The organism is Streptomyces sp. CA-106110 (genome assembly GCF_050936285.1).
GTDB lineage: Bacteria > Actinomycetota > Actinomycetes > Streptomycetales > Streptomycetaceae > Streptomyces.
This window is the reverse complement of record NZ_JBNJNB010000001.1, coordinates 10,805,182-10,831,869: the sequence shown is the minus strand read 5'-3', so window position 1 is coordinate 10,831,869 and position 26,688 is coordinate 10,805,182. Positions and strand designations below refer to the sequence as shown.

General features: G+C 67.9%; 18 protein-coding genes and 2 pseudogenes. 9 read left to right on the top strand and 11 right to left on the bottom strand.

The window, feature by feature from the left end; genetic code table 11:
• Positions 1–37: 37 nt before the first annotated feature.
• The 3 genes from ACQEXA_RS49895 to ACQEXA_RS49885 are packed head-to-tail and all read right to left on the bottom strand — an operon-like array spanning position 38 to position 3,257.
• The gene (locus tag ACQEXA_RS49895) at positions 38–964 is read right to left on the bottom strand and encodes a carbohydrate ABC transporter permease (RefSeq protein WP_433129651.1); all 927 of its coding nucleotides are present in this window, start codon (positions 962–964) and stop codon (positions 38–40) included.
• A complete protein-coding gene (locus tag ACQEXA_RS49890) occupies positions 964–1,887 on the bottom strand; it encodes a carbohydrate ABC transporter permease (RefSeq protein WP_433133202.1) in 924 nt (307 codons plus the stop codon). The genes ACQEXA_RS49895 and ACQEXA_RS49890 overlap by 1 nt, the downstream gene beginning before the upstream one ends.
• Positions 1,887–3,257 (bottom strand): extracellular solute-binding protein, encoded by a 1,371-nt coding sequence (locus tag ACQEXA_RS49885; protein ID WP_433133200.1) that lies wholly within the window; start codon positions 3,255–3,257, stop codon positions 1,887–1,889. Before ACQEXA_RS49885 ends, ACQEXA_RS49890 begins: the two co-directional genes overlap by 1 nt.
• Before the next feature lie 451 nt (positions 3,258–3,708).
• Here ACQEXA_RS49885 and ACQEXA_RS49880 point away from each other — a divergent pair, with 451 nt between their 5' ends.
• A complete protein-coding gene (locus ACQEXA_RS49880) occupies positions 3,709–4,899 on the top strand; it encodes an ROK family transcriptional regulator (RefSeq protein ID WP_432923538.1) in 1,191 nt (396 codons plus the stop codon).
• An 88-nt stretch (positions 4,900–4,987) separates the two neighbouring features.
• Positions 4,988–6,422, top strand: a pseudogene (locus ACQEXA_RS49875) (IS200/IS605 family accessory protein TnpB-related protein); the annotation flags it as partial.
• A gap of 106 nt (positions 6,423–6,528) precedes the next feature.
• Here ACQEXA_RS49875 and mgrA read toward each other — a convergent pair.
• The 3 genes from mgrA to ACQEXA_RS49860 are packed head-to-tail and all read right to left on the bottom strand — an operon-like array spanning position 6,529 to position 11,950.
• Entirely contained in the window at positions 6,529–7,548 is a 1,020-nt protein-coding gene (mgrA, locus tag ACQEXA_RS49870; RefSeq protein WP_432923540.1) for an L-glyceraldehyde 3-phosphate reductase, read from the bottom strand.
• Between the two features lie 32 nt (positions 7,549–7,580).
• Entirely contained in the window at positions 7,581–10,619 is a 3,039-nt protein-coding gene (locus ACQEXA_RS49865) for an alpha-mannosidase (RefSeq protein WP_432923542.1), read from the bottom strand.
• A 38-nt stretch (positions 10,620–10,657) separates the two neighbouring features.
• Complete coding sequence (locus tag ACQEXA_RS49860) at positions 10,658–11,950, bottom strand: glycoside hydrolase 5 family protein (RefSeq protein ID WP_432923544.1); 1,293 nt, start codon at positions 11,948–11,950, stop codon at positions 10,658–10,660.
• Positions 11,951–12,173: 223 nt separating this feature from the next.
• Between ACQEXA_RS49860 and ACQEXA_RS49855 the strand changes: the two genes are divergently transcribed.
• The 4 genes from ACQEXA_RS49855 (at position 12,174) to ACQEXA_RS49840 (ending at position 16,721) form a co-directional block, all read left to right on the top strand.
• Positions 12,174–13,307 carry a LacI family DNA-binding transcriptional regulator gene (locus tag ACQEXA_RS49855; RefSeq protein WP_432923546.1) on the top strand — a complete coding sequence of 378 codons (1,134 nt, stop codon included), beginning with the start codon at positions 12,174–12,176 and terminating at the stop codon, positions 13,305–13,307.
• 265 nt (positions 13,308–13,572) lie between these two features.
• Entirely contained in the window at positions 13,573–14,853 is a 1,281-nt protein-coding gene (locus ACQEXA_RS49850; RefSeq protein ID WP_432923548.1) for an ABC transporter substrate-binding protein, read from the top strand.
• A gap of 66 nt (positions 14,854–14,919) precedes the next feature.
• Positions 14,920–15,795: a carbohydrate ABC transporter permease gene (locus tag ACQEXA_RS49845; protein WP_432923550.1), complete on the top strand. Its 876-nt coding sequence runs from the start codon at positions 14,920–14,922 to the stop codon at positions 15,793–15,795.
• A 2-nt stretch (positions 15,796–15,797) separates the two neighbouring features.
• Positions 15,798–16,721 (top strand): carbohydrate ABC transporter permease, encoded by a 924-nt coding sequence (locus ACQEXA_RS49840; RefSeq protein ID WP_432938873.1) that lies wholly within the window; start codon positions 15,798–15,800, stop codon positions 16,719–16,721.
• 278 nt (positions 16,722–16,999) lie between these two features.
• Here ACQEXA_RS49840 and ACQEXA_RS49835 read toward each other — a convergent pair whose 3' ends face one another.
• Entirely contained in the window at positions 17,000–18,097 is a 1,098-nt protein-coding gene (locus ACQEXA_RS49835; protein WP_433133198.1) for an integrase core domain-containing protein, read from the bottom strand.
• Between the two features lie 11 nt (positions 18,098–18,108).
• On the opposite strand from ACQEXA_RS49835, the gene ACQEXA_RS49830 reads away from it, so the two are divergent.
• Positions 18,109–18,786 (top strand): M50 family metallopeptidase, encoded by a 678-nt coding sequence (locus ACQEXA_RS49830; RefSeq protein WP_433133196.1) that lies wholly within the window; start codon positions 18,109–18,111, stop codon positions 18,784–18,786.
• 482 nt (positions 18,787–19,268) lie between these two features.
• On the opposite strand, the gene ACQEXA_RS49825 is transcribed toward ACQEXA_RS49830, so the two are convergent.
• Positions 19,269–19,706 carry a universal stress protein gene (locus tag ACQEXA_RS49825; protein ID WP_359411664.1) on the bottom strand — a complete coding sequence of 146 codons (438 nt, stop codon included), beginning with the start codon at positions 19,704–19,706 and terminating at the stop codon, positions 19,269–19,271.
• A 548-nt stretch (positions 19,707–20,254) separates the two neighbouring features.
• The gene (locus ACQEXA_RS49820; RefSeq protein WP_432923555.1) at positions 20,255–21,415 is read right to left on the bottom strand and encodes an MFS transporter; all 1,161 of its coding nucleotides are present in this window, start codon (positions 21,413–21,415) and stop codon (positions 20,255–20,257) included.
• 333 nt (positions 21,416–21,748) lie between these two features.
• On the opposite strand from ACQEXA_RS49820, the pseudogene ACQEXA_RS49815 reads away from it, so the two are divergent.
• Positions 21,749–21,904, top strand: a pseudogene (locus ACQEXA_RS49815) (transposase); the annotation flags it as partial.
• A gap of 55 nt (positions 21,905–21,959) precedes the next feature.
• Here ACQEXA_RS49815 and ACQEXA_RS49810 read toward each other — a convergent pair.
• Positions 21,960–23,870, bottom strand: a complete 1,911-nt coding sequence (locus ACQEXA_RS49810) for a Na+/H+ antiporter NhaA (RefSeq protein WP_432923557.1) — start codon at positions 23,868–23,870, stop codon at positions 21,960–21,962.
• A 175-nt stretch (positions 23,871–24,045) separates the two neighbouring features.
• Entirely contained in the window at positions 24,046–24,564 is a 519-nt protein-coding gene (locus tag ACQEXA_RS49805) for a hypothetical protein (RefSeq protein WP_433133195.1), read from the bottom strand.
• Positions 24,565–25,257: 693 nt separating this feature from the next.
• On the opposite strand from ACQEXA_RS49805, the gene lpdA reads away from it, so the two are divergent.
• Positions 25,258–26,652, top strand: a complete 1,395-nt coding sequence (gene lpdA, locus ACQEXA_RS49800; protein ID WP_432923561.1) for a dihydrolipoyl dehydrogenase — start codon at positions 25,258–25,260, stop codon at positions 26,650–26,652.
• The last annotated feature ends 36 nt before the right edge of the window (positions 26,653–26,688 follow it).

Genomic DNA, 26,688 nt, shown 5'->3' with positions numbered 1-26,688 from the left:
TCACCGACCGGGAGCAGAACGAACTCGGTCCGGCTCATCAGCCCTTGAGGGCTCCGCCGAGTGCGAACCCGCCGCCGAGCTTGCGGGCGAGCAGCAGGTAGAGCATCACGACAGGAATGCAGTAGAGGATCGAGAAGGCGGACAACTGCCCGTACTGGCTCGAGGAGTGGGAACTGAGGAAAGTGAAGACGCTGATCGACGCCGGGAGCTTCTCGGGGGACAGCAGCAGTGCGAAGGGGACGAAGAAGTTGCCCCACATCCCGATGAAGGTGAAGATCGTCACCACGGTGACGCCCGGCCACATCAGCGGCAGCACCACGCGCCACAGCACCTGCATGGTGTTGGCCCCGTCGATCCGGGCGGCCTCCTCCAGCACGATCGGCACCCCGTCCATGAAGCTCTTCATCAGCCAGATGCCGAACGGAAGCGCCGACGCCGCCAGGAACAGCGTGGTGGCCGGGATCGAGTCGATGAGGTTCACCTGCACGAACATGCTGTACACGGGGATCATGACCGCCGTGATCGGCAACCCGGTGGAGAACAGAATCGTGTAGAGGAACGGCCGCCGCATCCGCGAGCGGTAGCGCGACAGCGGATAGGCGGCCAGGATCGAGCACACCACGCACAGCAGGGTGCCCCCGCCGCACAGCACAAGGCTGTTGAGCATGGGCCGGAACGTGGTGTCCACGTTCAGCACCGCGTCGAAGTTGTCCAGCGTGAACGGCGAGGGCAGCGAGAGCTGGAAGGTGGCGTGGGCGTTCACCGATGCCAGCACCATCCACAGCAGCGGCAGGACGTACACGAGCGAGATGGCGAGCAGCACGGTGTTGGCGGCGATGCGGCCGAGGCGGGAGCGGCGTGCGCGGCTGGAGGCGGGCAGGATCGTGACGGGCATCGTGTCCCGGCCGGCCGCCTTCGTCGTGGAGGCGGCACCGGGGGTGCCGGGGGCGTCGGTCAGGGCCATCAGGAGTCCTCCAGCTTGAGAATCCGGACGTAGATGGCGGAGAACAGCGCACCGACCACGAGCAGGACAAGGGCGATGGCCGTTCCGTAACCGATGAGGCTGTTCTGGAACGCCTGCCGGTACATGAAGATCGGCAACGTCTCGCTCTTGTTGCCCGGTCCGCCACGGGTCATGGTGTAGATCAGCCCGAAGACGGAGAGGGTCTGGAGCGTGATCAGCATCAGGTTGGTCGTGATGGTGCGGCGGATGACCGGCAGGGTGATCAGCCGCAGCCGCTGCCAGGGGCCCGCGCCGTCCATCTCGGCGGCCTCGACCAGCTCCCGCGGGACGTCGTTGAGAGCGGCGGTGTACACCATCATCGAGAACGCCGTCCCCCGCCAGACGTTGGCGAGGCACACGGCCAGGATCGGCAGATTGACGAGCCAGTCCTGCTGCGGCAGGTGCAGAGCCGAGAGGATGGCGTCGAGGGTGCCCTGGTCGTAGAAGAACGCGTACATCAGGTAGCCGGAGACCACCTCGGGCAGGACCCAGGCGGCGATGACGACCGTGTTCGTCACTGCCTTGACCGGCTTGGAGGCCTTCTCCATCAGGACGGCCAGGGCCAGACCAAGCGTGTTCTGCCCGATGACGGCGGATCCGACGGTAAACACCACGGTCAGTACGACCGAGTTGATGAAGTCGGGATCCGCGAAGGCCCGGCTGAAGTTGTCCAGGCCCACGAACTGACTGGTGGAGGCGCCCGTGAGCTGGAGGTTCGTGAACGCGTAGTAGATGCAGTAGGCGATGGGTCCCGCCATGAAGACCAGCAGCAGGACGACCGAGGGAAGTACAGGTAGCCCGCGCAGCAGGTTCTGCACGAGGGCCGGGGCCTGCCCGGCCGACGTCCTGGGACGTCGGCCGGGGGCCTGTGTTGCCGCACTCATCACGAGCCCTTGACCGTGCTGCCACTACCGACGGCGGCCGCGACCTCGTTGTCGTACGCGGACGCGGCCTTCTCGGCCGAGCTCTGTCCGCTGGCCACGGCCTCCATGGCCTTCTGGGTGGCGGTGGAGACCTGGTTGTACGCGGGCAGGCTGGGCCGGTAGAAGGTGTCGGGGACCAGATCGGTGAAGAACTTGTTGCTCGGCAGGCCCTTGATGAAGGTCGGGTCGGCGGCCACGTCCTTGCGCACCGGGATCTGGGCGTTCACGACGTCCCACTTGGCCGCGGCGGACTCCGTCTGGATGGACTTGAGGAACTTGAAGGCCAGGTCGGGGTTCTTGGCCTTGGCGGGAATGGACCAGGCGAAGCCGCCCGACATGCTGATCTTGCCACTTCCCTGGCCGTGTTGGGTCGGCATCGGGGCCACACCCATCACCGAGCTCCAGTCCTTCCACGGCGCGCCGCCGGACGGCAGCCAGTTGTTCGGCATCCATGAGCCGTCGATGTCCATCGCGAGCTTGCCCTGGGGCAGCAGTTGCGTACCGACGGTGTCGCTGAAGTTGGCCCCGAGCGCCTGCTGGAGCGAGGGACCGAGGCCTCCGCCGTAGACGCTGTGGACGAAGTCGAGGGCGTCCTTGAAGCCCTGACTGCCCGTCATCCATTTCTTCTTGGTCCAGTCGTACTGGGAGTTGTGGGCGGCGGGCGTGCCGTACAGGAGCATCTCCATGCCCTGCATGGAGGACGCCTCGCCGCTGGCGACGCTGCTGTAGAGGTTCAGCGGGGCGACGCCGGGGACCTTGGCCTTGACCTGCTTCGCGGCGGCCAGCACGTCGTCCCAGGTCTTGGGCTGCCACGGGACCGATATGCCGGCTTTGGCGAAGATCTGCTTGTTGTACCAGATCCCGCGGGTGTCGGTGCCGTCCGGCACCCCGTAGGTCTTGCCGTCCGAGAAACCCTTGACCGAGCCCTTGGAGACGTCCTCGAACTGCGCCCAGTCGGACCACGTGGAGACGTAGGGGTCCATCGGCTTGAGCAGGCCGGCAGCGATGTCGGAGTTGATGACCGCGGTGTCCTCGTAGACCAGGTCGGGTGCCGTGGCCGGGGACTTCATCAGCAGGTCGATCTTGGTGAAGTAGTCGCTGTCGGAGGCCGTGACGGGCACCAGCTGGACGTGGGTGCCCGGGTTGGCCTTCTCGAACGCCTTGACCATCGGGGCCAGGTAGTTCGCCTGGACCTTGTTGCCGTTGTTCGGATTCTGCTTGTAGACGACCTTGATTGTCTTGGAACTGCTCCCGGAGGAGGTACTGCAACCCGTAACGGCCAGGGCGGTGGCGACAGCGATGGCCGCGCCTGTGAGAAGCCTAGAACGCACTGCAATCCTCCGAAAGGGGTGGGATGCGGGTGGGAAACAGCGTCGAACGCGTGCGCGGACGGCTCTCGGGCGCACGTCGACCGCCGAGACCGTCGGGCCGGGCGGGTGTCGGTTAGCTAAATCCAATGGATTGATAGAGTCAACACCTGGGGTTGAATTGAATACTTGTATGCAAGCCCTGAGCGGTGCGCCGGGGTGGATGCCTGGCGGCCGACACCCCGATGAGCTACGGTCCGCTTGACCCTGGACGCAAAACGTGCGCCCACCGCCGGTCGGCGATCACGGCCTGCTTCCGCCTGCACCGCTTACCGCTTCCGCACCGGCCCTGACCAGCCTTGCCACACGAACCCATACCAGACAGGCCGGCGGCACCTGTCACCCCAGACAGAGGAGACGACGAGTGATTCCAGGGGGGACGAACCTGCCGCGGGTCGGAGGCTACAACCAGACGGTGGTCCTGGACGCGATCCGCGCGCGCGGGCCGATCAGCCGCGTCGAACTCGTCCCGCTCACGGGACTGACGGCCCAGACCATCTCCAACGTCGTCCGCCGACTCCTCAACGAAGGTCTGGTCGAAGAGTCGGGCCACTCTTACTCCGACGGCGGCAAGCGCAGGACCCTGCTGTCGATGCGCGCGCGCGGCGCCTACGCCGTGGGCGTGCACCTCGACCCGGACTTCGTCGTGGTCGCCCTGGTCAATCTGGCCGGCCAGGTGGTGCGAAGCGGTCGCATTCGGCTCACCGGGTCGGTCGACCCTGCCGACCTGGTCGAAGAGGTCGCGCGTACCGTGAAAGACCTGGTCAGGGAAGCCGCAGTGGATCCGGCCCAAGTCCTCGGGACCGGCATCGCCACCCCCGGCCCAATTGACGGCGCCCGGGGCGCCATCGTAGATCCACCCAACTTCCCCGGCTGGGGTCAGGTTCCGCTCGCAAAAATGTTCGAGGAGGCGACAGGCATGCCGGTCGCCATGGACAAGGACGCCACCGCCGCCGCCATAGGTGAGCGCTGGATTGGGGGCGCGGAACGCTCCGGCAGCTTCCTGTTCATCTATATCGGCACCGGCATCGGCGGTGGCGTCAGCCTGGGCAGCGCCATCCTGCACGGCGAATCGGGCAATGCTGGCGAATTCGGTCATATCGTCGTCGAACCCGGAGGTCGAACCTGCAGCTGCGGCGGCACAGGCTGCCTGGAGACCTACTGCTCCCCCGCCGCCATCCTCGCCGACCTGTCCCAACGCCATGGAGAACAAACGGTGTCCCGTCTCGGACTCACCGCCACCCCCGAGTCCCTGCACAGCGACTGGACACGGCTCCGACAAGCCGTCCGGCAGGGCGACCCGGCCGCCACCGACGCCGTGCGCCAGGCCGCTCGGCGGATCGGCCAAGCCTCCCGCAGCGCCGTCAACCTGCTCGACATCGGCCGCATTATCCTCGGCGGCGAAGCCGTCAAGGGAATCGAACCCATCCTGTCCGAGGAGATCGACGCCGCAGTCAACGGCGCGTCCATCGCGCGCGTCGTCCGCCGCGTCAGAATCGAACCCAGCCTCATCGGAGACACAGTCGGCGCCGTGGGGGCCGCCTCCCTGGTCCTGCACGGCAATTACGCTCCAGGGTGGCAGCAACTCACGGAAGCCCCGAGGTAACTTGGCCCCATCTGTGCGACCGCGCCGAGACGGCAGAGGCCGACCCCGTAGATGTCAGTAACTCCCGTGCGAGGAGCTGCACATCGAGGCCTCGAAGGATCTCAAACGCCGGTGCGCTGACGGCCTGGAGCACTCCTCGGATACGTGGGCCAAGCGCAAGCGGGCCCTGACCGACGAGTCGTCCTCGCGGTGGGCCGGTTCGATCACGAAGGCCACCCACGATCAGTGGGCGCTTGCGCGGCGTACCCGGTCGGCGCACATCCAGAGCCTTGAGGCCGGCATCAAGATGATCGCGCATCGGTTGTCACTGCCGGAGGGTGAGAAGGGCACGAAGCGGGCGCCCGGCGGATACCGCACGCGGCAGGAGTGGTTCCAAAAGACGCGGCGACTGCGCCTGCTGGAGGACGGACTGGAGCGGGAGCAAACCGATCACGAGATGGGGCGAGTCCGGGTAGTGCGAGGCGGTAAACGCCTGCTCAATACCCGACACCGCCGTGCGCGGCGCAGCTCACCGAGCACGCGTGGCGGCGGCGTTGGGAGGCTGAGCGCTGGCTTCTGCAGGCGGTCGGCGAGTCGGGGAAGCGGTTGGGGAACGAGACGATCCGCGTCACCGTGGGCGGTAGGGTGAGCATCAAGCTCCCCGTCCCGCTTGCGCACTTGGCGAACGCCCCGCATGGCCGGTACGTCCTCGCCCAAGCCGTGGTCTTCCACCACCGGCGCGAGGAATGGGCCGACCGCGTCTCGGCGAACCGGGCGTGGCCTACCGCATCCACTACGACACAGGCCGATGCCGCTGGTACCTCACCGCCTCGTGGACGATCCGCCGGTCAAGACCGTCCCCCTGTCCCACGCCCGCAAGGGCGGCCTGATCGGTGTCGATACGAAACCACCTCGCCGCCTGGCGCCTCGATCAGCACGGCAACCCATGCGGCGAACCGCGCCGGTTCTTCTACGACCTGCCCGGCACCGCGATGCATCGTGATGCCCAGGTACGGCATGCACTGATCCGGCTCCTGCACTGGGCCGAACGCCACGGCCTGTCGATCGCGATCGAAGACCTCGACTTCAGCGCAGACAAGACCCGGGAGAAACACGGCCGCCAGAAGCGGTTCAGGCAGGTGATCTCCGGCATGCCCGTATCCAAGCTGCGGGCCCGGCTCGTCAGCATGGCGGCCGAACTCGGCATCATCATCATCGCCGTCGACCCCGCCTACACCAGCAGATGGGGCGCCCAGCACTGGCAGAAACCCCTCACCGGCAAGAGCAGGAAAACCACCCGTCACGATGCAGCGAGCATCGCGATCGGCAGGCGCGCCCTGGGGCACCGCATCCGGCGACGGACGGCACCGCCTTCTGCCCACCAGAGCGATGGACAGCAGCATCGGACCGCCCAGGCCGGACACGGCACCCCAGGGCGTGAGGAAACCCGCCCCCGCATCCTTGGACCACGGACACGATCCGTGTCGCCGGACGCGGCGCGAACGCGGGAGACCAGGACGCCCAACACCGTTCGGAGCGTCCGACTGAGCCCGTGCAACTCAAGCTCAGTCCTCAGGAACGGTGAGTCACGGACTTCTGAGTCAGGAATCGGCGTGTCGGCCTGGGCGGATGGAGGACGTTACCGGCGTGTCAGGCCGAGGTCGCATCCCTGCCCAGGCAGGCGTCGATCTCGGCCAGTTCCTCGGTGCTGAGGGGCGCCGACCTGACGGCTGCGAGGTTGGCCTCCAGCTGGGCGACACTGGATGCACCGGTGAGTGCGGACGTCATCCGGGGGTCGCGCAGGACCCAGGAGATGGCGAGTTGGGCCAGGGTCTGGCCGCGGCGACGGGCGATTGCATCAAGGGCCCGCAATCGCGCGATGAGGTCGTCGGTGAGCTGGTCGGGGCCCAGGGAGGATCCCCGGGCCGCCCGGGAGCCCACAGGGATTCCGTTGAGGTACCGGTCGGTCAGCAGGCCCTGTGCCAGGGGGGAGAAGGCTATGCAGCCCATGCCTTCCTCCTCGAGGCTGTCCAGCAGTCCGTCGTCCTCCGCCCAGCGGTTGAGCAGCGAGTATGCGGGCTGGTGGATCAGAGCCGGGACGCCCATGTCGCGCAGCAGCCTGGCGGCCTGGCGGGTGTCCTTGCTGCTGTAGGAGGAGATACCGACGTACAGCGCCTTGCCCTGCTGGACAGCGGACGCGAGGGCGCCGACTGTCTCCTCCAGCGGCGTGTCGGGGTCGAAGCGGTGGGAGTAGAAGATGTCGACGTACTCCAGGCCCATGCGGCGGAGGGACTGGTCGAGGCTGGCCAGCAGGCTCTTGCGGGAGTTCCACTCACCGTAGGGACCTGGCCACATGTCCATGCCCGCTTTGGTTGATATGACCAGTTCGTCACGGTGGGGGCGGAAGTCCTGGGCCATCAGTGTGCCGAAGTTGCGCTCGGCCGCGCCGTAGGGCGGTCCGTAGTTGTTGGCGAGGTCGAAGTGGGTCACGCCCAGGTCGAAAGCGCGGCGCAGGATGGCACGCTGCGTCTCCAGCGGCCGGTCGTCACCGAAGTTCTGCCACAGGCCGAGCGACACGGCCGGCAGCCGCAGACCGCTGTGTCCGGTGCGCCGGTACTCCATGCCCGCATAGCGCTCCTGTGCAGGCCGGTAGGGGGTGAGGATGTTCACGCGAATTCCTTTGGTGGGGGTGCGGCAGCCGGTCAGGAGGCGCGTCGGGTCAGCCGGAGGGTCACGAGCTCGAACGGGCGCAGGGCCAGTTCGACGGTGCTGCCGTCCGACTCCAGGGACGAGAGGGGGCGCTCCAGCAGGTCGCACGCATGTACCTGGGCCACCTCGAAGCCGGCACCCAGCTGGGTGCGGACCCGGCCGCCGTGGGATTCGTACAGCCGGACCACCACGTCGCCGCTCGCATCGTCGGCGAGCTTGACGGCGCTGAGTACCACCGCGTCGTCGTCCACGGTGACCAGGGGCCGGACGTCGGCGTCCCCGGTGATCCGCCGCTCGGGCAGGTTGATCCAGTAGCCCTCGCGAACCGCGTCACCCACCCGAGTGTTGACGACCAGAGCGTGGCGGAAGCGGTGGATGCCGTGGTCGGTCTGCGGGTCGGGGAACCGCGGCGCGCGCAGCAGCGAGACGCGCACTGTCGTGGTGGTGCCCGGCGCTTCGTCGCCCGTGCGCACCGTCCGGGTGACGTCGTGGCCGTACGTGGAGTCGTTGACCAGGGACACGCCCCACCCGGGCTCCTCCAGGTGGACGAACCGGTGGTTGCACGCCTCGAACTTGGCGGCCTCCCAGCTGGTGTTGGTGTGGGTGGGCCGGTACAGGTGGCCGAACTGCGTCTCGGCGGCGTAACGGTCGGTGTGGATGTCGAGCGGGAAGGCGGCCTTGAGGAACTTCTCGGTCTCGTGCCAGTCGACCTCGGTGTCGATCTCCAGTCGCTTCGTGCCGGCTGCGAGTGTGAGCGTCTGCACTGCCGTGGAGGAACCGAAGGAGCGGCGGACGCGGACCGCGACGGCTTCGGAGGACTGCGCGGCCGCGGTGACCTCGTCCGCGTCCGTCAGGTCGGTGACGGTGTTGCGGTAGAACTGGTCGACGTCCCAGGCGTCCCACATGTTCGGGAAGTCCGGGTGGATCTGGAGGAGGTTTGCCGCCTCCCCGGGCGCGATCGCCTCACGGTCGGCCTCGAGGTCGAAGGCGGACACCACGAGTCCGCGTTCGTCGACGGTGATCCGTACCAGGCCGTTGTCCAGGATGTACCCGCCGGTCGCTCGTGCCATCACGGAGCACTTGCCGGCCGCCGGTGCCGCCGGGCGCGCCCCGCCGGCCGCGACGCCTGCGCGGGTGTGCGGTGCGCCGTTGAAGACGACCTCGCCGCCGGAGGCGGGGTCTCCCGCGAGGGTCTGTTGGGCGGCGGCGATCACGGCGTTCAGCTCCTCGGTCACCGCGGCGTGCGTCTGCTCCGCCTCACGGTGCACCCAGGCGATGGACGACCCGGGCAGGATGTCGTGGAACTGGTGCAGCAGCACGGTCTTCCAGATTCGGTCCAGGTCCTCGTACGGGTAGGCGAACCCGGTGCGGACGGCGGCGGTGGCTGCCCACAGCTCGGCCTCCCGCAGCAGGTGCTCGTTGCGGCGGTTGCCCTGCTTGGTCTTGGCCTGGCTGGTGAGCGTGCCGCGGTGCAGTTCGAGGTACAGCTCGCCCGCCCACACCGGGGCGTGCGGGTATTCCGCCTCGGCCTTGGCGAAGAAGTCGGCGGGCGCCTCCCACTGGACCGTGGCAGAGCCCTCCAGGTTGCGCAGCCGGGCGGCCTTGGCGATCATCTCGCGGGTGGTGCCGCCACCGCCGTCGCCCCAGCCCGTGGGGGCCAGCGAGTGCCGGGCGCTCCCCTTGTCCTTGAAGTTCCGGGCGGCGTGGGCGATCTCACTGCCCTTGATCGAGCTGTTGTAGGTGTCGATCGGCGGGAAGTGGGTGAAGATCCGGGTGCCGTCGACGCCCTCCCACCAGAAGGTGTGGTGCGGGAAGGTGTTGATCTGGCTCCACGAGATCTTCTGGGTGAGCAGCCACTTGGATCCGGCGGCCTTGATGATCTGCGGCAGACCCGCGGCGAAACCGAAGGTGTCCGGCAGCCAGACCTCATCGTTCTCGACGCCGAACTCCTCGAGGAAGAACCGCTTGCCGTGCACGAACTGCCGGGCCATCGCCTCCGAGCCGGGCATGTTGGTGTCCGACTCCACCCACATGCCGCCGGTCGGCAGGAACCGCCCTTCCGCGACGGCGGCCTTCACGCGTGCGTAGACCTCGGGGCGGTGCTCCTTGATCCAGGCGTACTGCTGGGCCTGGGACATGGCGTAGATGAAGTCCGGTTCGTCCTCGAGCAGCGAAGTCATGTTCGCCGTCGTGCGGGCCACCTTGCGGACCGTCTCGCGCAGCGGCCACAGCCAGGCGGAGTCGATGTGCGCGTGGCCCACGGCGCTGATCCGGTGTGCGGACGGCGCAGCCGGCGCTGCCAGCACCCCGGCCAGCCGTTCGCGGGCCTGCGCGGCCGTGCCGTTCACGTCCTGCAGGTCGACGGCGTCCAGTGCGTGGTCGACCGCGCGCAGGATCTCCCAGCGGCGAGCCCCGTCCGCCGGGAGTTCGGCCATGAGCTCGCCCAGCACCTCCAGGTCGTGGACGAGTTCCCACACGGTGCGGTCGAAGACCGCCAGGTCCATCCGGGCCAGCTTGTACTGCGGCTCGGAGCCCGCCGTCTCCTTGTCCCCCAGCTGGGTGGGCACGAAGGGGTGGTAGTCGAGGATCACCGGGTTGGAGGCGGCCTCGATGTGCAGCACCACCTGCTCACCGCCGGCTACCGGGGACCCGATGCGGACCCACTGGTTGCGGGGGTTCAGACCCTTGACCGGCTCGCCGTCGGACCGATAGAGGAGCCCCTCGCACTGGAACCCGGGCATGTTCTCGTCGAAGCCCAGGTCGAGCAGTGCCTCCACGGTCCTGCCCGCCCACTCCTGGGGGACCGTGCCGGAGACGGTGAACCAGCTGGTACCCCAGGGGGCTCCCCATGCGTCGCCGACGGCGATGGGGGTACGCGGGGCGGCGAGCCCCTCGGCGACGGGAACGGGCTCACCGGGCGCGTTCCAGACGGTCACCTCCAGCGGAACGCTCGCGGGGTAGACGGCGGGGCGGATGCGTTCGTCGAGGACGCGCTTGAGGCGGCCTTCGATGAGGCTGCGGTCGTCGTGCATGGCGGGCTCCTGGTGACGGGTGGCGTGGTGGAGGGTGTTCAGGCGACGTCGGCGGGGACGACGATCTCGGTGATGCCGCGGGCGGCGAGATGCTCGGCGTCTGCGGCGTTTTCCGCCAGGACGGTCGTGGGCCGCAACCCCTGGTCGGTGAGGCGCATGAACGCCTCGAAGACGGGGCCGCCGGGCGCGCAGGCCGACGATCGGCCGGACGCTTGCGGATCGCCGGGATCGGCGGCACCAACGACCAGGGCGGTGGTACGCGGCTTGGGCTGCGGGGGCTGCTCGCGGACCGCCTCGGCGACCTGGGCGATACGGCGGCCGACATCCTTGACCTGGCGGTCGTTGGTGAGCAGGCCCAGGCTGTACTCGAGTTCGGGGAAGTCGGCCAGGCGCCGGTCCACGTCGTGGGAGCACCACCAGGTCACCCCCCACACGTCAGTGCAGTCGAGGGCGGCGGCGATCGTCGCCTCCGCGAAGTCAGCCGCGTACGAGGGCGGTATGTGTGGAACGGGCGCCCCCACCTCCTGCAGCCACACCGGTCGGTGCGGGTCGTGGGCGAACGCCTTGGACAGTTCGATCAGGTAGGCGGCGTGGTGGGTCGTCGCCGTGGAGTGCGTCCCGTACTTCTGGGCCGTGCCGTTGAAGACCCAGGAGTGGATCGCGGTGGCGCCGCCGAGCCGCGAGCAGTGCTCCGGGGTGAAGGGATGGCCGTCGAGGTACCAGGCCGCGTCGTATTCGGCGTGCAGGTGCAGGCGGTCCGGCGCACCCTCGTGGCATGTGGCAAGCATCACCTGCAGCCACGACTCGGCGTCGGAGGCGGTGATGCGGTCGGGGTCCGGGTGGGGGTCTGCGGAGAACTGGTTGATCTCGTTGCCGACCGTCATGCCGAGGAAGTTGGGCCGGTCGGCCAGAGCGCTGGCCAGCGTCCTCAGGTACTCGGCCTCGCCGGCGACCACCTCGGGGTCGGTGAACATGTTGCGCCGGTGCCAGGTGAGCGTCCACGAGGGCTGGAAGTCGAAGCTGGACAGGTGTCCCTGCAGGCCGTCGACGTTCACGTCGAGGCCCCGTTCCGCCGCGGCGTCCACCATCAGCAGCAACTGCTCGACGGCGCGCGATCTGATCAACGTGCGGTTGGGCTGGAACAGCGGCCAGAGCGGGAAGACCCGGATGTGGTCGAGCCCCAGCGCCGCGACGGAGTCCAGGTCGTGGCGCACGGCGTCGAGATCGAAGTCGAGCCAGTGGTGGAACCACCCCTGAGAGGGCGTGTAGTTGACGCCGAAGCGGGGTGCTCGTCCGGCTGGCTCTGGGGGTTCGCTTCGATCAGCGGTCATGCTCAGGACGCGTCCTTGCGGGAGATTGATGGGTCACGCAAACCTGCACGGCGGCCCCGAGATTTGTCAACATAACCCCTTTCCGTGAGACGTGGCGAATGTCCGGCCGAGCCACGGGAGTGCCAAGGGGGGTTGCGCGGTCAACTAATGCGCTTTACAGTGACCGAACTCAAGCGCATTAGCAGACTCGGCGACGGAGCCGCAGACAGCCGAAGGGGGTGCCATGTCCGGAGGGGCCCAGCCCGAGGATGGAGCGTCAGCGCCAGCGGGGCAGGGCCGCCGCACACCGCCCCGCCAGGCCACCATGAAGGACATCGCCCGCCGAGCAGGCGTGTCCGAGAGCGCAGTCTCGTTCGCGCTCAACGACCGCCCCGGCGTCTCGGAGGCGACCCGCGCCCGCGTCCGCCGCGTCGCGGAGCAGTTGGGCTGGCGGCCGAACTCGGCGGCCCGGGCGCTGTCCGGCGAGGCGGTCGGCGCGGTGGGGCTGGTCCTCACCAAACGGGGTCGCACGCTCGGGGTGGATTCGTTCTTTCTCGAGCTGATCTCGGGTGTCCAGCAGGTCTTGGCCGATCACCACCTCGGCCTGCTCTTCCAGGTCGTAGAGGACGTCGACGCCGAGTGCGCGACGTACCAGCGCTGGTGGGCCGAGCGGCGAGTGGACGGCGTACTCGTGGTGGACCCGCGGTCCTCCGATCCGCGGCCCGAGCTGCTGGACTCGCTCGGTCTGCCCGCCGTCGTGATCGGCAGCCTGTCCGACGAACTGGCCGAAAAGCTCGATTCTTTCGAAGCGATGACCAACCTGCGAACGGACGACGACGCCGCGATGGCCCACGTCGTCCGGCATCTGCACGGGCTGGGCCACCGCCGCATCCTGCACATCGCCGGCCTCCCCGACCTGGCGCACACCGCACGCCGGATCCGCTCGCTGCGGCGGGAGGCGGCGAACCTGGGTCTGGCCGAGGTCCGCTCGGTGGTCACCGACTACTCCGACGCCGAGGGCGCAGCAGCGACACGACGCGCGCTGCAGGAGGCGCGTCCACCGACCGCGATCATCTACGACAACGACGTGCTGGCGACAGCAGGCGTCTCCGCCCTCGCCGCCCACGGACTGTCCGTCCCGGAGGACATCTCGGTCGTCGCCTGGGAGGACTCCCTGCTCTGCCGCATGGTGCACCCTTGGCTCACCGCCCTCGCCAGGGACACCGTCGCCCTCGGGCGAAGCGCGGCAGAGCAGTTGACCGCACTCGTCCAGGGCGGTCGCGCGAAAGCCACCGACCCGCTGCTGCCCGAACTGATCGCCCGGGAGAGCACCGCTCCGCCCGCGCGGACGGTCGGCGGAGCATCAGGCGGTACTTGAGCAGGGCCAGCTCGGCGCACCCGGGCCGGGCGCGAGGACTTTTCGCGTCCGCCGGTATTCGGTGCTACCCACACCACGGTCGGGCAGCCAATTTCCGAGCCGCTGAACAACTCTTGACAGGGCAAGAAAAACCTGCCCATAGTCTTGGTTAACTTTAGCGGTTTAGTTACACGCGTGGCCTTTTCTCCAAAACTGATGTGATCTCAGCTTTTCAAGAATTCTGACAGTCCGGCAGGAGGAGCCAATGAAAAGGCGGAAGTCATTCGTGACAGCCCTTGCGGGGGCGGCGGTACTGGCCGTGGCCGCGACCGGGTGCGGTGTGGGCGGCGGAGGAGGTACCAAGGCCTCGAACACACAGGTGGCGAGCGACGCACCGATCAAGGGCACCATCACCTTCCAAACCTGGTCGCTAAAGAACCCCACATTCACTCCGTACTTCAACTCCCTGATCAAGTCGTTCCAGACGGCCCACCCAGGTACCACCATCAAGTGGATCGACCAGCCCGGTGACGGATACGCGGAGAAGGTGGTCAGCCAGGTCACGGGGGGCAGCCTGCCCGACGTCGTCAACCTGCCGCCGGACATCGCCTACTCGGTCGTGAAGACCGGCGGCCTGCTCGACCTGTCCAAGAACGTGCCGACACTCACAACGGACTACGTCGCCAACGGCCTCAAGGCGTACTCGTACACCGGCAGGCAAGGCACCTACGGCTTCCCGTGGTACCTCGGCTCGGACATGAACTGGTGGAACAAGGCCATGCTCGTCCGGGACGGCCTCGACCCCAACAAGCTGCCCACGACTTTCGACGAGCTCCTCGCTCAGGCCAAGACCATGCACGACCGGTCCCACGGCAAGGACTACCTCATGAGCCGAACGCCCTGGCTCAACGACATCGTCCAGAGCGGCACGCCGATGATGAACGCCGACAGCACCAAGTTCGTCTTCAACACCCCGGCCGCCGCTGCGATGCTCGACAAGTACCGTGAGGCGTACAAGGACGGCTACCTTCCGTCGGACGTGCTGGCCAACACCTACCAGGGCAACAACGCGGCCTTCCTGAAGCAGGAGGTCGCCTGGACCACCGGCCAGGGCAACGAGATCCAGTCGGTCCAGCAGACCAACCCCAACCTGGCCAAGGAGATCATCCCGTCCGCGTCGATCGGCGCTCCGATCCTCAACGTCCAGGGCATCTCGGTGTCGTCAAAGAGCAAGGACCTGCCGCTCGCTCTGGCCTTCGCCCAGTACGTAACGAACAACCAGAACCAGGTGAACTTCGTCAAGCTCGCCCCCGGTTTCCTGCCCGGCACGACGGCTGCGGCCAAGGACCCGGCCTACTCCAAGAGCGACGGCACCCCCACCGGGGAGGCGGCCGTGATCAGCTACCAGGGCCTACAGAAGGCTGTGAACTACCAGCCGCCGCAGTGGACCCAGGACATGACCACTCTCCTCAACCAGCAGGTGGCGCTCGCGATGTCGGGCAAGGAGTCGTCGAAGCAGGCGCTCGACAACGTGGTCACCAAGGCAAACCAGTTGCTGTCCGACTGACGGCTCACCCGACCAAAGCGGGGCGGCGCGCCGGGCGTCGCCCCGCCATCAAGACAGGATCCCCTCATGCGATTCCATCGCTGGTACACACCCTGGCTGCTGATCCTCCCCGCGCTGGCATGGCTGATCACGTTCAGCCTCTGGCCTGCGGTGAACACCGGGGTCCTGTCCTTCACCAACGTACGGCTCCTCACCGGCGGCCAGTTCGTCGGTCTCCACAACTATGACGTCATCCTGCACGATCCGCAGGTACGGGACGCCCTGCTCAACAGCGTGCTCTACATGGCCATATGCGTGCCCCTGCTGACCGTGTTGCCCCTGCTGATGGCCCTGCTGGTGGAGCGCAACCTGCCCTTCATCTCCTTCTTCCGCACGCTCTTCTACTTCCCGGTCGTCGCGTCGGCAGTGGTGGTCGCCGTCATCTGGCAGTGGCTGCTGGACGAACGCGGGGTGGTCAACGGTCTGGCACAGCAGATCCACCTCACCCACCAGGCCATCCCGTTCCTGACAGGACGATGGCTGCTGCTCTTCAGCAGCATCTCCCTGACGGTGTGGAAGGGCCTGGGCTACTACATGATCATTTACCTGTCGGCGCTAGGCAATGTCAGCCGCGATCTACATGAAGCGGCAGCCGTCGACGGCGCCGGCGCCGTCCGCCGGTTCTTCTCCGTCACCGTCCCCGGTGTGCGGCGGACCATGCTCCTGGTCGCAGTCCTAGTCGCGGTCTCGGCGCTGAGGATCTTCACTGAGCTGTACATCCTCGGGGGACCCTCGGGCGGCGTGGGAGGCCAGGACGTGTCCCTGGTGATGCTCATTCAGAATGCTGCAGGCGGCACCACCGGTCGGATCGGCTACGCCTCCGCGCTGAGCGTCCTGCTGTTCGTGGTCACGATCGTGCCGATGCTCGTGCTGGCACGCCTGAACAGGAAGGCAGACGCATGACCATGCTGTCCGCTCGACGCACCGGTCCGGCACCGACCTCCGGTGACCGGCGTGCACCTGAGCCGGCCCGGCGCCGCCTCCGGCGCTACCGCGGCTTCGCGCAGCCCAGCCCTGCCGGACTCGCCGCCCGCTACATCATGCTCATGATCGTGCTGGTCATCAGCGTCGGCCCACTGCTGTGGGAACTGTCGACGTCGCTGAAGGGCGTGGCCGAGGACGTCTACACCGCCACCCCTCACTTCCTGCCGCAGTACCCCACCCTGCACAACTACAGCAAGGTCGCCCAGACCATCCCCGTCTGGCGCTTCGCGGAGAACTCGCTGATCGTCGCCTTCATCAATGTGGCGGGCAACATCATCGGATCCTCCATGGCCGGCTTCGCCCTGGCCCGACTGGAGTTCCGCGGACGCAAGCTTGTCGTCGGCCTGTTCGTGGCGGCCCTGGTCCTGCCCGGCGAGGTGACGATCATCTCGCAGTTCCAGACGATCACCAGCCTGGGACTGGGGAACACCCTGATCGGTGTCGCCCTACCAGCCGCCATCGCCACGCTCAACGTGCTGTTGATGCGCAACGCGTTCCAGGCCATTCCCGTGGAGATCGACCAGGCAGCCGTGGTCGACGGCGCCAACGTCTGGCAGCGGCTGCGCTACATCGGACTTCCCGCGGTCAAGGGCACCATCACCGTGGTGGCGCTGCTGTCCTTCATCGGCGCCTGGGACGACTTCCTGTGGCCCCTTCTCGTCCTGCAGAGTCCCGACAAGCTGACCCTGACCGTCGGACTGTCCTATCTGCAGAGCACTTTCTCCGTCGACCCACGCACCGTCGCCGCAGGCGCGATGATCGCGCTGGTGCCGATCCTGGTGCTCTTCATCTGCGTCCAGCGCTTCTTCTTCAAGGGAGTCGGCGAGGGCGCTGTCAAGGGGTGAGGCCTGTAGGTACCGCCCCAGGTCAACCAGTCTGCTCAGCAAGGGACCCAACGGGTGACGCGTTTGCTGTACGACCACGAGTAAGCCATATCGCGGCATACATCTCTGCGGGTGCCGATCAATCATCCGGCCTGCTCAGGCGGCGTGTTGGTATTCTCAACCTGCGGTGCCGCCAGGGCCGGCCGCAAAATCCACCTGCTGGCCGCACTCAATCACACCAGCCCCCTGGTCCTCGACCAGCAGGACGTTGTGCTTGCCGAATACCTCATCCATGCTGCTCAGGCCGCATGCGCGTACTCGTGGAGGATGCCGCCGAGTCGCGTGTGTCGTTGGATGTCGAGGCGGGCGATCCGCGCCGGATCCTCGATCGGAGCGGGCAGCGGCTGGAGGGGCCGGGCGTTCGCGAGGCCTTGATGCGGCCTGTGCTCGTTGTAGAAGTTCTCGAACTCGCGTAAGACATGCAGGAGATGGCGCTGGTCCCAGATCAGGGTGCGGTCCAGCAGCTCTCGCCGACAGGTCTGCACCCACCGCTCCATGATCGAGTTCATGCGCGGCATCCGGACGCCGCTGAGCACGACCTCGATGCCCGCATCCTGGAGGACCGCATCGAACAGCTGAGGGAACTTCCCGTCCCGGTCCCTGATCAAGTAGCGTGCCCGGCAGCCAGCGTCCTCAAGGTCCATCACAAGATTCTTCGCACCCTGGACCACCCAGGATGCGGTCGGATGCGCGGTCGCGCCCAGGATCCGAATCCGCCGGCTCGCATGCTCGATCACGGCGAACACGTACAAGCGTGCCCCGGACAAGGTGACGGTCTCGAAGAAGTCGCATGCCAGGAGCGCGTCCGCCTGAGAATGCAGGAAAGCTGCCCAGGTGCTGCAGGCCCGCTCCGGCGCCGGATCGATCCCGGCCTCCTTCAAAATCTCCCAGACCGTGGAGGCTGCCACCTTCACGCCGAGCACCAGCAGCTCACCGTGCAGGCGACGGTACCCCCAATTCGGGTTCTCCCTGGCCAGGCGCAGCACCAAAGCTCGGATCGAGTGCACGGTGCGCGGCCGACCCCCGCGCCTCGGTCTCGACTGGGCAGCGTGGCGTCGGGCGAGTAGGCCCCGGTGCCAGCGCAGCACCGTATCGGGTCGGACCAGCAGCCGCATCCGGCGCAGGGCCTCCCGCGGCAGGCCATGCAGCAGCGCCGCCAGAAGAGCCCGGTCGCTGGAGTGGAACCGCACCCGCTGCCCACTCAGTTGCCGCTCCAACACCGCAATCTGATGACGGAGAGCCAGGATCTCAACATCCTTCTCTCGGTCGCTCATCGGCAGCAGCCTCAGCAGCGCGAACGCGTTCGTCACACACAGGTACGCCAGTCTCAGCAACACGGCCGATCATCATGCCGCGCTCACCGTCAGCGTGCGAGAGCATCGACTCGGGCTGTCCCGGCCGGCACCCCGGGAAACCCACTCCCACCTGCACGGATGAGGTATTCGGCAAGGGCAGCCTTCGGTGCACCGACGAAACCACCGGGCCTGGAGCGATACGCACGTGTACAAAGACCACTTCCCGAGTTGTTGCAGATCGCTTCCCACCGCGTTGGGCGCACCAGTCCGTTGGGAGAATGAACGTCATGACGAGCGAAGAACCTGCAAATGCGCAGGCGCTGACGGCCGCGCAGTCCGATTCCCTGCACATCCAGACGCACACCCCGTTCCTCACTGCCCACCCAGAACTGTTGGATGCATCGCGCCCTGCAGAGCCGCACCAAATGTGGTGCACGGCAAAAATGCCTTACGACGTCTTGAGGCGATCGAGCGCGGTTCACGAAGCGGCACACGCGCTGCTCGCCTGGGTCCTCGGGCTGGAGGTGGAGCGACTCTCCCTCGCCAAAGACCGCACCACGGTGGAAGGGGGCGGCTGCTCGGTGACTGGAACGGGGGACGCGCAGCACTACACGCTCGTGTGGTTGAGTGCTGGGTACGCCTCCTGTTCGGTGCCGGGCCCGAGGACAAGGGGAAAGGGTTCGCGTCGCGGCCGAAGCGCTGGGTGGTCCAGCAGGTCAACGGCACGTTGATACCCGACCGGCATCTGGTATGCGAGTACGACCGACGACCCGAGAACGTCGCGTCCCGAGGCTACTGGGCGGCGACCGCCAACATGGCGCTCAGGCTCACCGCGCACCGCTCGGCCTGGCGCACTTTCTCGAGCCGGCCGTGTGAACGTCGCCGACCTCCTTCACCACCCGCGGACCGAACGCAACGAAGCCGCGGAACATGTCGGCAAGGCCGTCGCCGCAGACACGAGCAGCCGCATGGTCCTCCTCGGCGCCCTGAACGGCACCACCGAGTGCCTCCGGAGGAGGACAGGAGGTTGGCATACCTGGTCCGGCGGCGGATCGCCGGGGCAGCGGAGATGTACCGCGGGCATCCCCTACGGCAGTGGGCTTCGGCGGTGTCGATGACGCGGTGGCCGCTGTTCGGGGCAACGCGGACAGCGGCCACAGTGCGCATCAGTCAGCTCGCAAGAGTGGGTTGGGTGTTCACGCCGGGCTCAGGTTCAGTTCAGCTCGCCCGTCGGCGCCTCGGGCGCAAGGAGCACGGCGATCCGGCTGGTGTGGGCGACAGCATCGCTGACGCGCCGGTCGAAGAAGGCGACCAGCGAACTGCGGTGGTGGGGGCTGAGGACGAGGAGGTCGGCGTTGAATTGCTCGGCGGCGGTGGAGATGGCATCCGGGACCTCCTCCGTCAGGCCGGGGACGAGCTCTCCGTCGGCCTCGATGCCGGCATTGTGGAAAGTCGCGACGGCCTCGTCGAGGACAGCGTGCGCCTCGGGGCTGTCCTCGAGGCGGACCAGGGTGTCGAAGGCGACGGTGGAGGCGAGGACGTGCAGGATCTGCACACGGCCCCCCGTCAGGGAGGCCATGTCCTTGGCCAGACCGAGGGCCTGGTGGCGGTTGGAACTGGCGTCGATGGCAACCAGGATGCGCTGGAACACGGGGATCGTCCGATTCTCGGCCGGAGCCGGGGTGGTGAGCAGAGAAGGTGAAACGGGCTGGTTCGGGTCGGGACAGACAGTGGGAGGCAGGGCGCACCTAGGCCGAGCCGGGGTCGTGAGGGGCCTCGAGTCATATCGGCGCTGCCGGAGCGGGCCCATGCAGAGGTCGAGCTGGATCTCCAGCGCGGACAGGCGCTGGTGTTCGGTGCCGGTGTCGATCTGGTGGCTATCGAGACTCCCGTTCGACCGGCACCTCTCAAGATCGGAACGACAACAGCCACTCGCCCGAGACGCGAAAGGCCACGAACAAGAGCAGCGGAATCGGCGTCGGTACAGCCGCCCACGGTGGGCGGCTGTACCGACGTTGTCCGCATACCAGCAGACAAGTCCGTGATCCCCTCGTGCACGCCAGGGGCACTGGCCGCATCTAGTGGCGGCGTGTACGTGACGCCATGCCGCCGTGCTTCCCCACCGAGTCCTCGGGAGCCGTTCCGTCGGACTGAGGGGACGGCACGTCGGCAATGCTCTGACGGTGAGGTTCGTCATGCCTACTCACCATGTTGGCTGGTCAGGTCCGTATGCGGGTTGCGTGCAGCGAGGACACTGATCACCGTGGCAACAAGGGCGAGTGACCCGTACCCGAGGGCGATCTGCGGTAGCGAGAAGGTGTTCGAGAGTTGCCCGGAGACGAAGCTGAGGACGGCGGCGCCGACGTAGCAGAGGAGGTAGATCGCACTGAAGATCGGTGCCCGGTCGGCCAGGGTGCTGCCGTACAGCAGGCCGCGGGTGGCGGCACTGATGGCGATGCCTTGACCGGCGCCTGCGACGATCGTTGCGGCGATGAACAACGCCAGTGTGCCTACGTCGATCGCTGTGATGATGCCGATCCATCCGGCCAGGAAGATGGCCATGCCGATGCGTTGGGCCGCCGCGGATGTGAACCGGCCGCCGAGGGGAGCGCCGAGAACGCTGGGGGCCATATAGGCGGCGAACACCAGTCCGAGGACGAGTGAGCTGTGGGTGTGGAGTTGATCTTCGACGAGCGCAGGCATGAAGGCCTGGTAGAAAGCCCCGGTCGTCCAGGTAGCCACGAACACCGCGGCCGCGACAGGGAGCAGATGCCTGACCCGGGCCGGTACGCCGATCCGGGGTACCAGTGATCGCCAAGCGCCAGGCGTCGGCTTCGCGGTCTCCGGGCTGATGACGATGAGTGCGGCAGACAGTACGAGGAGACCGGCGGAAACCAGGTAGATGAGGTGGCGTGGCCAAGGGCCGAACTGGACCAGGGCGCCGGAGGCGATGGCGCCGAGGGAGAGGCCGAGCATGGGTCCTTGGCTGGACGCGACAGAGGCCAACCAGGCCGGCCTGCTAGGCGCGGCGTCGACGATGTAGGAGGTGAGGCTGCTGCTGGCCAACCCCGTACCGACGCCCATCAGGAGCCGGCCGGCCAGCAGAATGTCGATGTCGTGCACGTTCAGCAGCAGCAGACAGCCCAGCAGAAGCAGGCCGAGGCTGGCGATCGCGGTGAGCCGTCGGCCCAGATGATTGGACAGTCGTCCCAGCACCAACAGCGCGGCGATGGTGCCGACGGAGTTGGCGACGACGGCCAGCGCGATATCGGCGTTGGTGAACCCATCCTCAGCCCGATAGGTGTTGAACAGGGGGATCGGCGTGACCAACGCGGCAAACGAGGCCACCAGGGAGACCACCGCAGATGAGAATGCCAGCCGGAGCGTTCTGCCCTGGCGAGGCCGGTTGATCACTGGTGCCACGTCTTGCATCGAGCGGTGCCTTTCCATTCTTGCGTCATCGTCCGTCTGATTCGCGTCGATCCAAGGCGCCGTCTTACCAACAATGTCGCGATCTCACCCGTGCTTCGTCGCCCTCCCACCGCAGCCGGCTGCGCCCGCAAGAGCCGCTGCTGCCCGAGTTGCATGCCGCCGACCTGCTGGGCCGGTCGAGGGCGGTGATCGGCGGTTCTCACGCCTGGGCCCTGAAGGGCGGTCCCGAACCGGACCCAGCGAGCCGGTACCCGCGACGTGGGCCGCCCGGCCGCCCACGTCGGCCTGGCACCCGTCCCGCGCGACTCCGGACGCCGCACCGGCAACCTGCACCGACCCAATCGGTACGATCGCCGCCCGCGCTGGGTCTTCTGCCTCTCTGCACGGAGCGCCACGATGCAACCAGCCCCGGGGCGGGAAGCAACACGTTGAATCTCTGCAAGCCCTGACCACCACCGTGTGGACGGGCTGTCTACCTCGTATCGACGCCCGCACGACGGCCGCCCGCGTGGGCCCGCTCACGGGCGTCGCGCACGGCGGCGGACAGGCTGGCGATGTCATAGGCGCCGTGGTGCCGGAGCCCGTTGACGAAGAACGTGGGCGTCCCTGCCACGCCGCTGAGGTCCGCGGACTCCACATCCTCTGCCACGCGCGCCGCCCCCGCCCGGGCACGCAGGTCGTGCTCGAAGCGCCCGGCGTCCAGTCCGATCTCGGCCGCGTAGCGGCTCAGGTCGTCCGGCCGCAGGGAGCCCTGGTGGGCAAGGAGCAGATCGTGCATCTGCCAGTAGCGACCCTGCGCTGCGGCCGCTTCAGCCGCTTCGGCCGCGATCTGGGCGTGCACGTGGACGTCCACGAGGGGCAGGTGACGCCAGACGTAGCGCACGTCGTCGTGTCCTCCCAGCAGCTCGCGGATGACGGGCTCGGCCTGGCCGCAATACGTGCATTCGTAGTCGCCGTACTCGAGCACCGTCACCGTCGCCGGGCGGGGCCCCCGCACGTGGTCACGGGCGGGGTCGACGTCGACCGCCAGGTCCACGATGCGCTCCGCCGTCCCGATTCGGGCCCTGAGCCGTGCCGTCTGCGGGAGGAGCCCGATGGCCCCGTTGACCGCCCAGGCGAGTGTGAACGAGACGACGACGGCGCCCAGCACGCCTGCCTTCGCCAAATCGAGTTGAGCGCCATGGAAGGCGCGCGCCGCGATGAGCAGCGAGACGGTGAATCCGACGCCCGTGAGCGTCCCTCCTGCGGCTACGGCGCCCCAGCCCGCCGAAGGGCGCAGGCGGCCCCGGCTCAGCCAGGCCGTCGCCGCAGAGGCGCCCAGGATGCCAAGAGGCTTGCCGAGCACGTATCCGAAGAAGATGCCCAACGTGACCGGGGAGGTGGCGGCCCGGCGAAGGAGGTCGGCGTCGACCGGGATCCCGGCGTTGGCCAGGGCGAAGAGCGGCACGATCACGTAACTGGTCCACGGGTGGAACAGCCGCTGCATGCGCTCGTTGGGGGAGACGGCGGAGGCGAGGCCCTCGCGCGCGGAATGCGCCAGCTCCGGGGTCGGCTGCTCACGGAAGAGCTGGAACAGCCCGCTCGCACGCTCAAGGTCGCCCCGCGAGGCCGGGGCGGCGTAGGTCAGCAGGCCCATGGCGAGTCCGATGATGACGGGGTCCACCCCCGACTGTGCCAGGGCGACCCAGGCGACGGCGGCGAGGAGCCCGTAGACGGCAGCCCGGCGCACACCGAGGACGCGCACGAGGAGCACGGCGGCGAAGACGGCCAGAGCCGTGAGGAGCGGTACGGCCTCGATGCGGCTGCTGTAGGCGCCGGCGATGACGGCCAGCGCGAGGAGGTCGTCGGTGACCGCGATCGTCAGGATGAAGATCCGCAGCCCGGGTGGCATGCGCCGGCCGAGGGTGGCCAGCATGCCCAGGGCAAAGGCGGTGTCCGTCGACATTGCCGCCCCCCACCCGTGCACCGACGGGTGGCCGGCGTTGAATGCCAGGTAGATGGCGATGGGGGTGAGCATGCCGCTGACGCCGGCGGCGAGGGGCAGGGTGAGACGCCTGCGTTCCCGCAGCTCGCCCATGTCGAACTCGCGCCGGGCTTCCAGTCCGACCACGAAGAAGAACAGTGCCATGAGACCGCTGTTGACCAGATCGCGGAGCGGAAGCGACGCGATGTGGGAGGCGGCCTGCACCGAGATCCGCGTGCTCCAGAACGAGGTGTAGCCCGACGGCGCCGTGTTCGCCCATGCCAGTGCGGTGAGAGTGGCCGCCAGGAGGACGACGGCGCTGCCCGTCTCGGTGTGGAGGAAGGCATAGAGCGGCGAGCGGGCGCTGCGTCCGCGTTCCGTCCGGCCGGAGAGCTTTACGGGGCTTGGAGGCAGGCTCATCGGACTAGCCCGCCGTCGGATGGCTCAGGGGCCGGCGGCAGTCGGTCGGCCGTGGGCCGCCCCGCACCCATGCGGGCGCACTTCCGCGGGCCGCGCCCTCCGACTGCCCCTTCCCAGCGGATGCTCCGTTCCTGCTCCCCTCGAACGCCTCTCCCAGCAGCGTACGACCGCCGCCTCATCGTGCCTCCTCCCGCTCCCCGGGCCCCATTGCGCCGGTCCCTTGCGCAGACCGCGGAGAGACTGCGGCCCGTTGCGCAGACCGCGGAGAGACTGCGGCCCGTTGCGCAGACCGCGGAGAGACGGCGGTCCCTTGCGCAGACCGCGGAAGCACGGCGGGAAAGGCCCACTGCCGGGCCGCGGCGTAAGTCTGAGCAGACCACAGGGCGACGCGGCGCACCGTGGTGAGGGGAGCGAGTGATGCGGCGTCGCCGACGCCCACCATGCCCTCCTGGTCGATAACCCCCTCCGCGCCGCCCGCGGCGTCTGACACGCGACAGTAGATGGTCATGGCCGCCGCGGTGGAGATCTGCCGGCCCGCGATGTGCAGGGCCCTGACCTCGAAGTTCGTCGACGACAGGTCATCGCGCTCGGTCCAGGTGAACGGGTTGGGCCGGCCGACCCGCGCGATCAGCTGCGCAAGGACGGGGTCCGCGGCGGCCAGATGGCTGTAGGCCGCCGCATCGCGGAGGTGCATAGCTGCTCCATGCATGTCGTGGCGGAGCCAGGTGGTCGGTCTCGCCCGGTGCGTGCTCTGTGCGGCACGGACGGCCGCGCTCTCGGGCTCAGGCAGGGGCGGAACCTTTCGATCGGCTCGCCCACGAACCTCCCCCTGCGCGCCAGTTCGCCGGCCCACGCCTTCCCGAGTGTGGTTTCCAGTACTCCTGAATACCTGAAAGGCGCGCGACGGGTGCATCCTCGGCATCTACCCGGCGTACACAATCCTGACAGGGCAGCAGCGCCGGATCACGCCCGGCTTCCGCATCCCACCCATCCCCGGAGCCGGAACATCTTGCGGACCACGATACGGAGTAGACGCGGAGTCGACGCCGGCCGGTCTTTCATGCAACTGCGGGTGCCACTATCCCCCCAGGCCACAGGACGGACAGGACGGAGGAGAGCATGTGCGGGTTCATCCCCAACGGCACGGAAAGTCGGCGGACTCCTCCAGCTCGGAGTCCGATGCGTGAGCACGGGTTCTCCGCCCTGCTGCGCCGCCGTCGGCGCCGCCGTCCGGGAAACCGCCGGCAACCCGCGACAGCCCGACCCGGCCTGCGGTGACGCCATACCCGAACATGCAGCAGCGACGCGCCCGCTTCGCCGAGGCGACCTCCACACGACGGCTGCGACCTGCTGTCCAAGAACCAACACCACAACCGGAAGGAACCGCATGACCGACGTTTCCGAGGACTTCGACCTCGTTGTCCTGGGGGGCGGCAGCGGTGGATACGCCGCCGCTCTGCGCGCGGCCCAGCTGGGACTGCGCACCGCGATGATCGAGCGGCACAAGCTGGGCGGCACCTGTCTGCACAACGGATGTATCCCTGCCAAGGCCCTGCTCCACGCTGCCGAGATCGCCGACCGGGCCCGCGACGCACAGCTCGTCGGCGTGAGGGCCACGTTCGAGGGCATGGACATGCCCGCGGTGTTGCGTTACAAGGACGAGACGGTCGACGGCCTGTGCAAGGGGCTGACGGGCCTGGTCAAGGCACGAGACATCACTTACATCGAGGGTGAGGGCCGACTGTCCTCCCCGACCTCCGTCGACGTGAACGGCCGGCGGATCCGGGGTCGCCACGTGCTGCTGGCGACCGGCTCCGTGCCGAAGTCCCTGCCGGGCCTCGAGATCGACGGCAACCGCATCATCTCCTCCGACCACGCCCTCGTCCTGGACCGCGTGCCGAAGTCCGCGATCATCCTGGGAGGCGGTGTCATCGGCGTCGAGTTCGCCTCCGCGTGGAAGTCCTTCGGCGCGGACGTCACGGTCGTCGAGGGCCTCAAGCACCTCGTCCCGGTCGAGGACGAGGACTCCTCCGAGCTTCTCGAGCGCGCGTTCCGCAAGCGCGGCATCAAGTTCAACCTCGGCACTTTCTTCTCCGAGGCCGAGTACACCCAGGACGGCGTCAAGGTCATCCTCGCCGACGGCAAGGAGTTCGAGGCGGAGGTCCTCCTCGTCGCCGTCGGCCGCGGTCCGGTCTCCCAGGGTCTCGGCTACGAGGAGCAGGGTGTCGCGATGGACCACCGGGGCTACGTCCTGGTCGACGAGTACATGCGGACGAACGTCCCGACCATCTCGGCAATCGGCGACCTGGTCCCGACCCTCCAGCTCGCTCACGTCGGCTTCGCCGAGGGCATCCTGGTGGCGGAGCGTCTGGCCGGCCTGAAGGTCGTTCCGATCGACTACGACGGTGTCCCGCGGGTGACCTACTGCCACCCGGAGGTCGCCTCCGTCGGCATCACCGAGGCCAAGGCCAAGGGGATCTACGGCGCGGACAAGGTCGTCGTTCTCAAGTACAACCTGGAGGCCAACGGCAAGAGCATGATCCTGAATGCCTTGGGCGAGATCAAGCTCGTCCAGATCAAGGACGGTCCCGTGGTCGGTGTCCATATGGTCGGAGACCGCATGAGCGAGCAGGTCGGCGAGGCCCAGCTGATCTACAACTGGGAGGCGCTGCCGGCCGAGGTCGCTCGGCTCATCCACGCATACCCGACGCAGAACGAGGCCCTGGGCGAGGCCTACCTGGCCCTGGCCGGGAAGCCCCTCCACACCCACGACCAATGCTAAGGTCGCACTAGATCCCGACGCGCCGGGCAGCGGACG

What these genes read in the sequence shown, in the direction of transcription:
- ACQEXA_RS49810 (WP_432923557.1), bottom strand. Translation starts at nt 23,870, where the DNA reads ATGAGCCTGCCTCCAAGCCCCGTAAAGCTCTCCGGCCGGACGGAACGC.
- ACQEXA_RS49845 (WP_432923550.1), top strand. Translation starts at nt 14,920, where the DNA reads ATGCGATTCCATCGCTGGTACACACCCTGGCTGCTGATCCTCCCCGCG.
- ACQEXA_RS49805 (WP_433133195.1), bottom strand. Translation starts at nt 24,564, where the DNA reads ATGCACCTCCGCGATGCGGCGGCCTACAGCCATCTGGCCGCCGCGGAC.
- lpdA (WP_432923561.1), top strand. Translation starts at nt 25,258, where the DNA reads ATGACCGACGTTTCCGAGGACTTCGACCTCGTTGTCCTGGGGGGCGGC.
- ACQEXA_RS49895 (WP_433129651.1), bottom strand. Translation starts at nt 964, where the DNA reads ATGGCCCTGACCGACGCCCCCGGCACCCCCGGTGCCGCCTCCACGACG.
- ACQEXA_RS49860 (WP_432923544.1), bottom strand. Translation starts at nt 11,950, where the DNA reads ATGACCGCTGATCGAAGCGAACCCCCAGAGCCAGCCGGACGAGCACCC.
- ACQEXA_RS49830 (WP_433133196.1), top strand. Translation starts at nt 18,109, where the DNA reads ATGCCGCGCTCACCGTCAGCGTGCGAGAGCATCGACTCGGGCTGTCCC.
- ACQEXA_RS49890 (WP_433133202.1), bottom strand. Translation starts at nt 1,887, where the DNA reads ATGAGTGCGGCAACACAGGCCCCCGGCCGACGTCCCAGGACGTCGGCC.
- ACQEXA_RS49840 (WP_432938873.1), top strand. Translation starts at nt 15,798, where the DNA reads ATGCTGTCCGCTCGACGCACCGGTCCGGCACCGACCTCCGGTGACCGG.
- ACQEXA_RS49855 (WP_432923546.1), top strand. Translation starts at nt 12,174, where the DNA reads ATGTCCGGAGGGGCCCAGCCCGAGGATGGAGCGTCAGCGCCAGCGGGG.
- ACQEXA_RS49865 (WP_432923542.1), bottom strand. Translation starts at nt 10,619, where the DNA reads ATGCACGACGACCGCAGCCTCATCGAAGGCCGCCTCAAGCGCGTCCTC.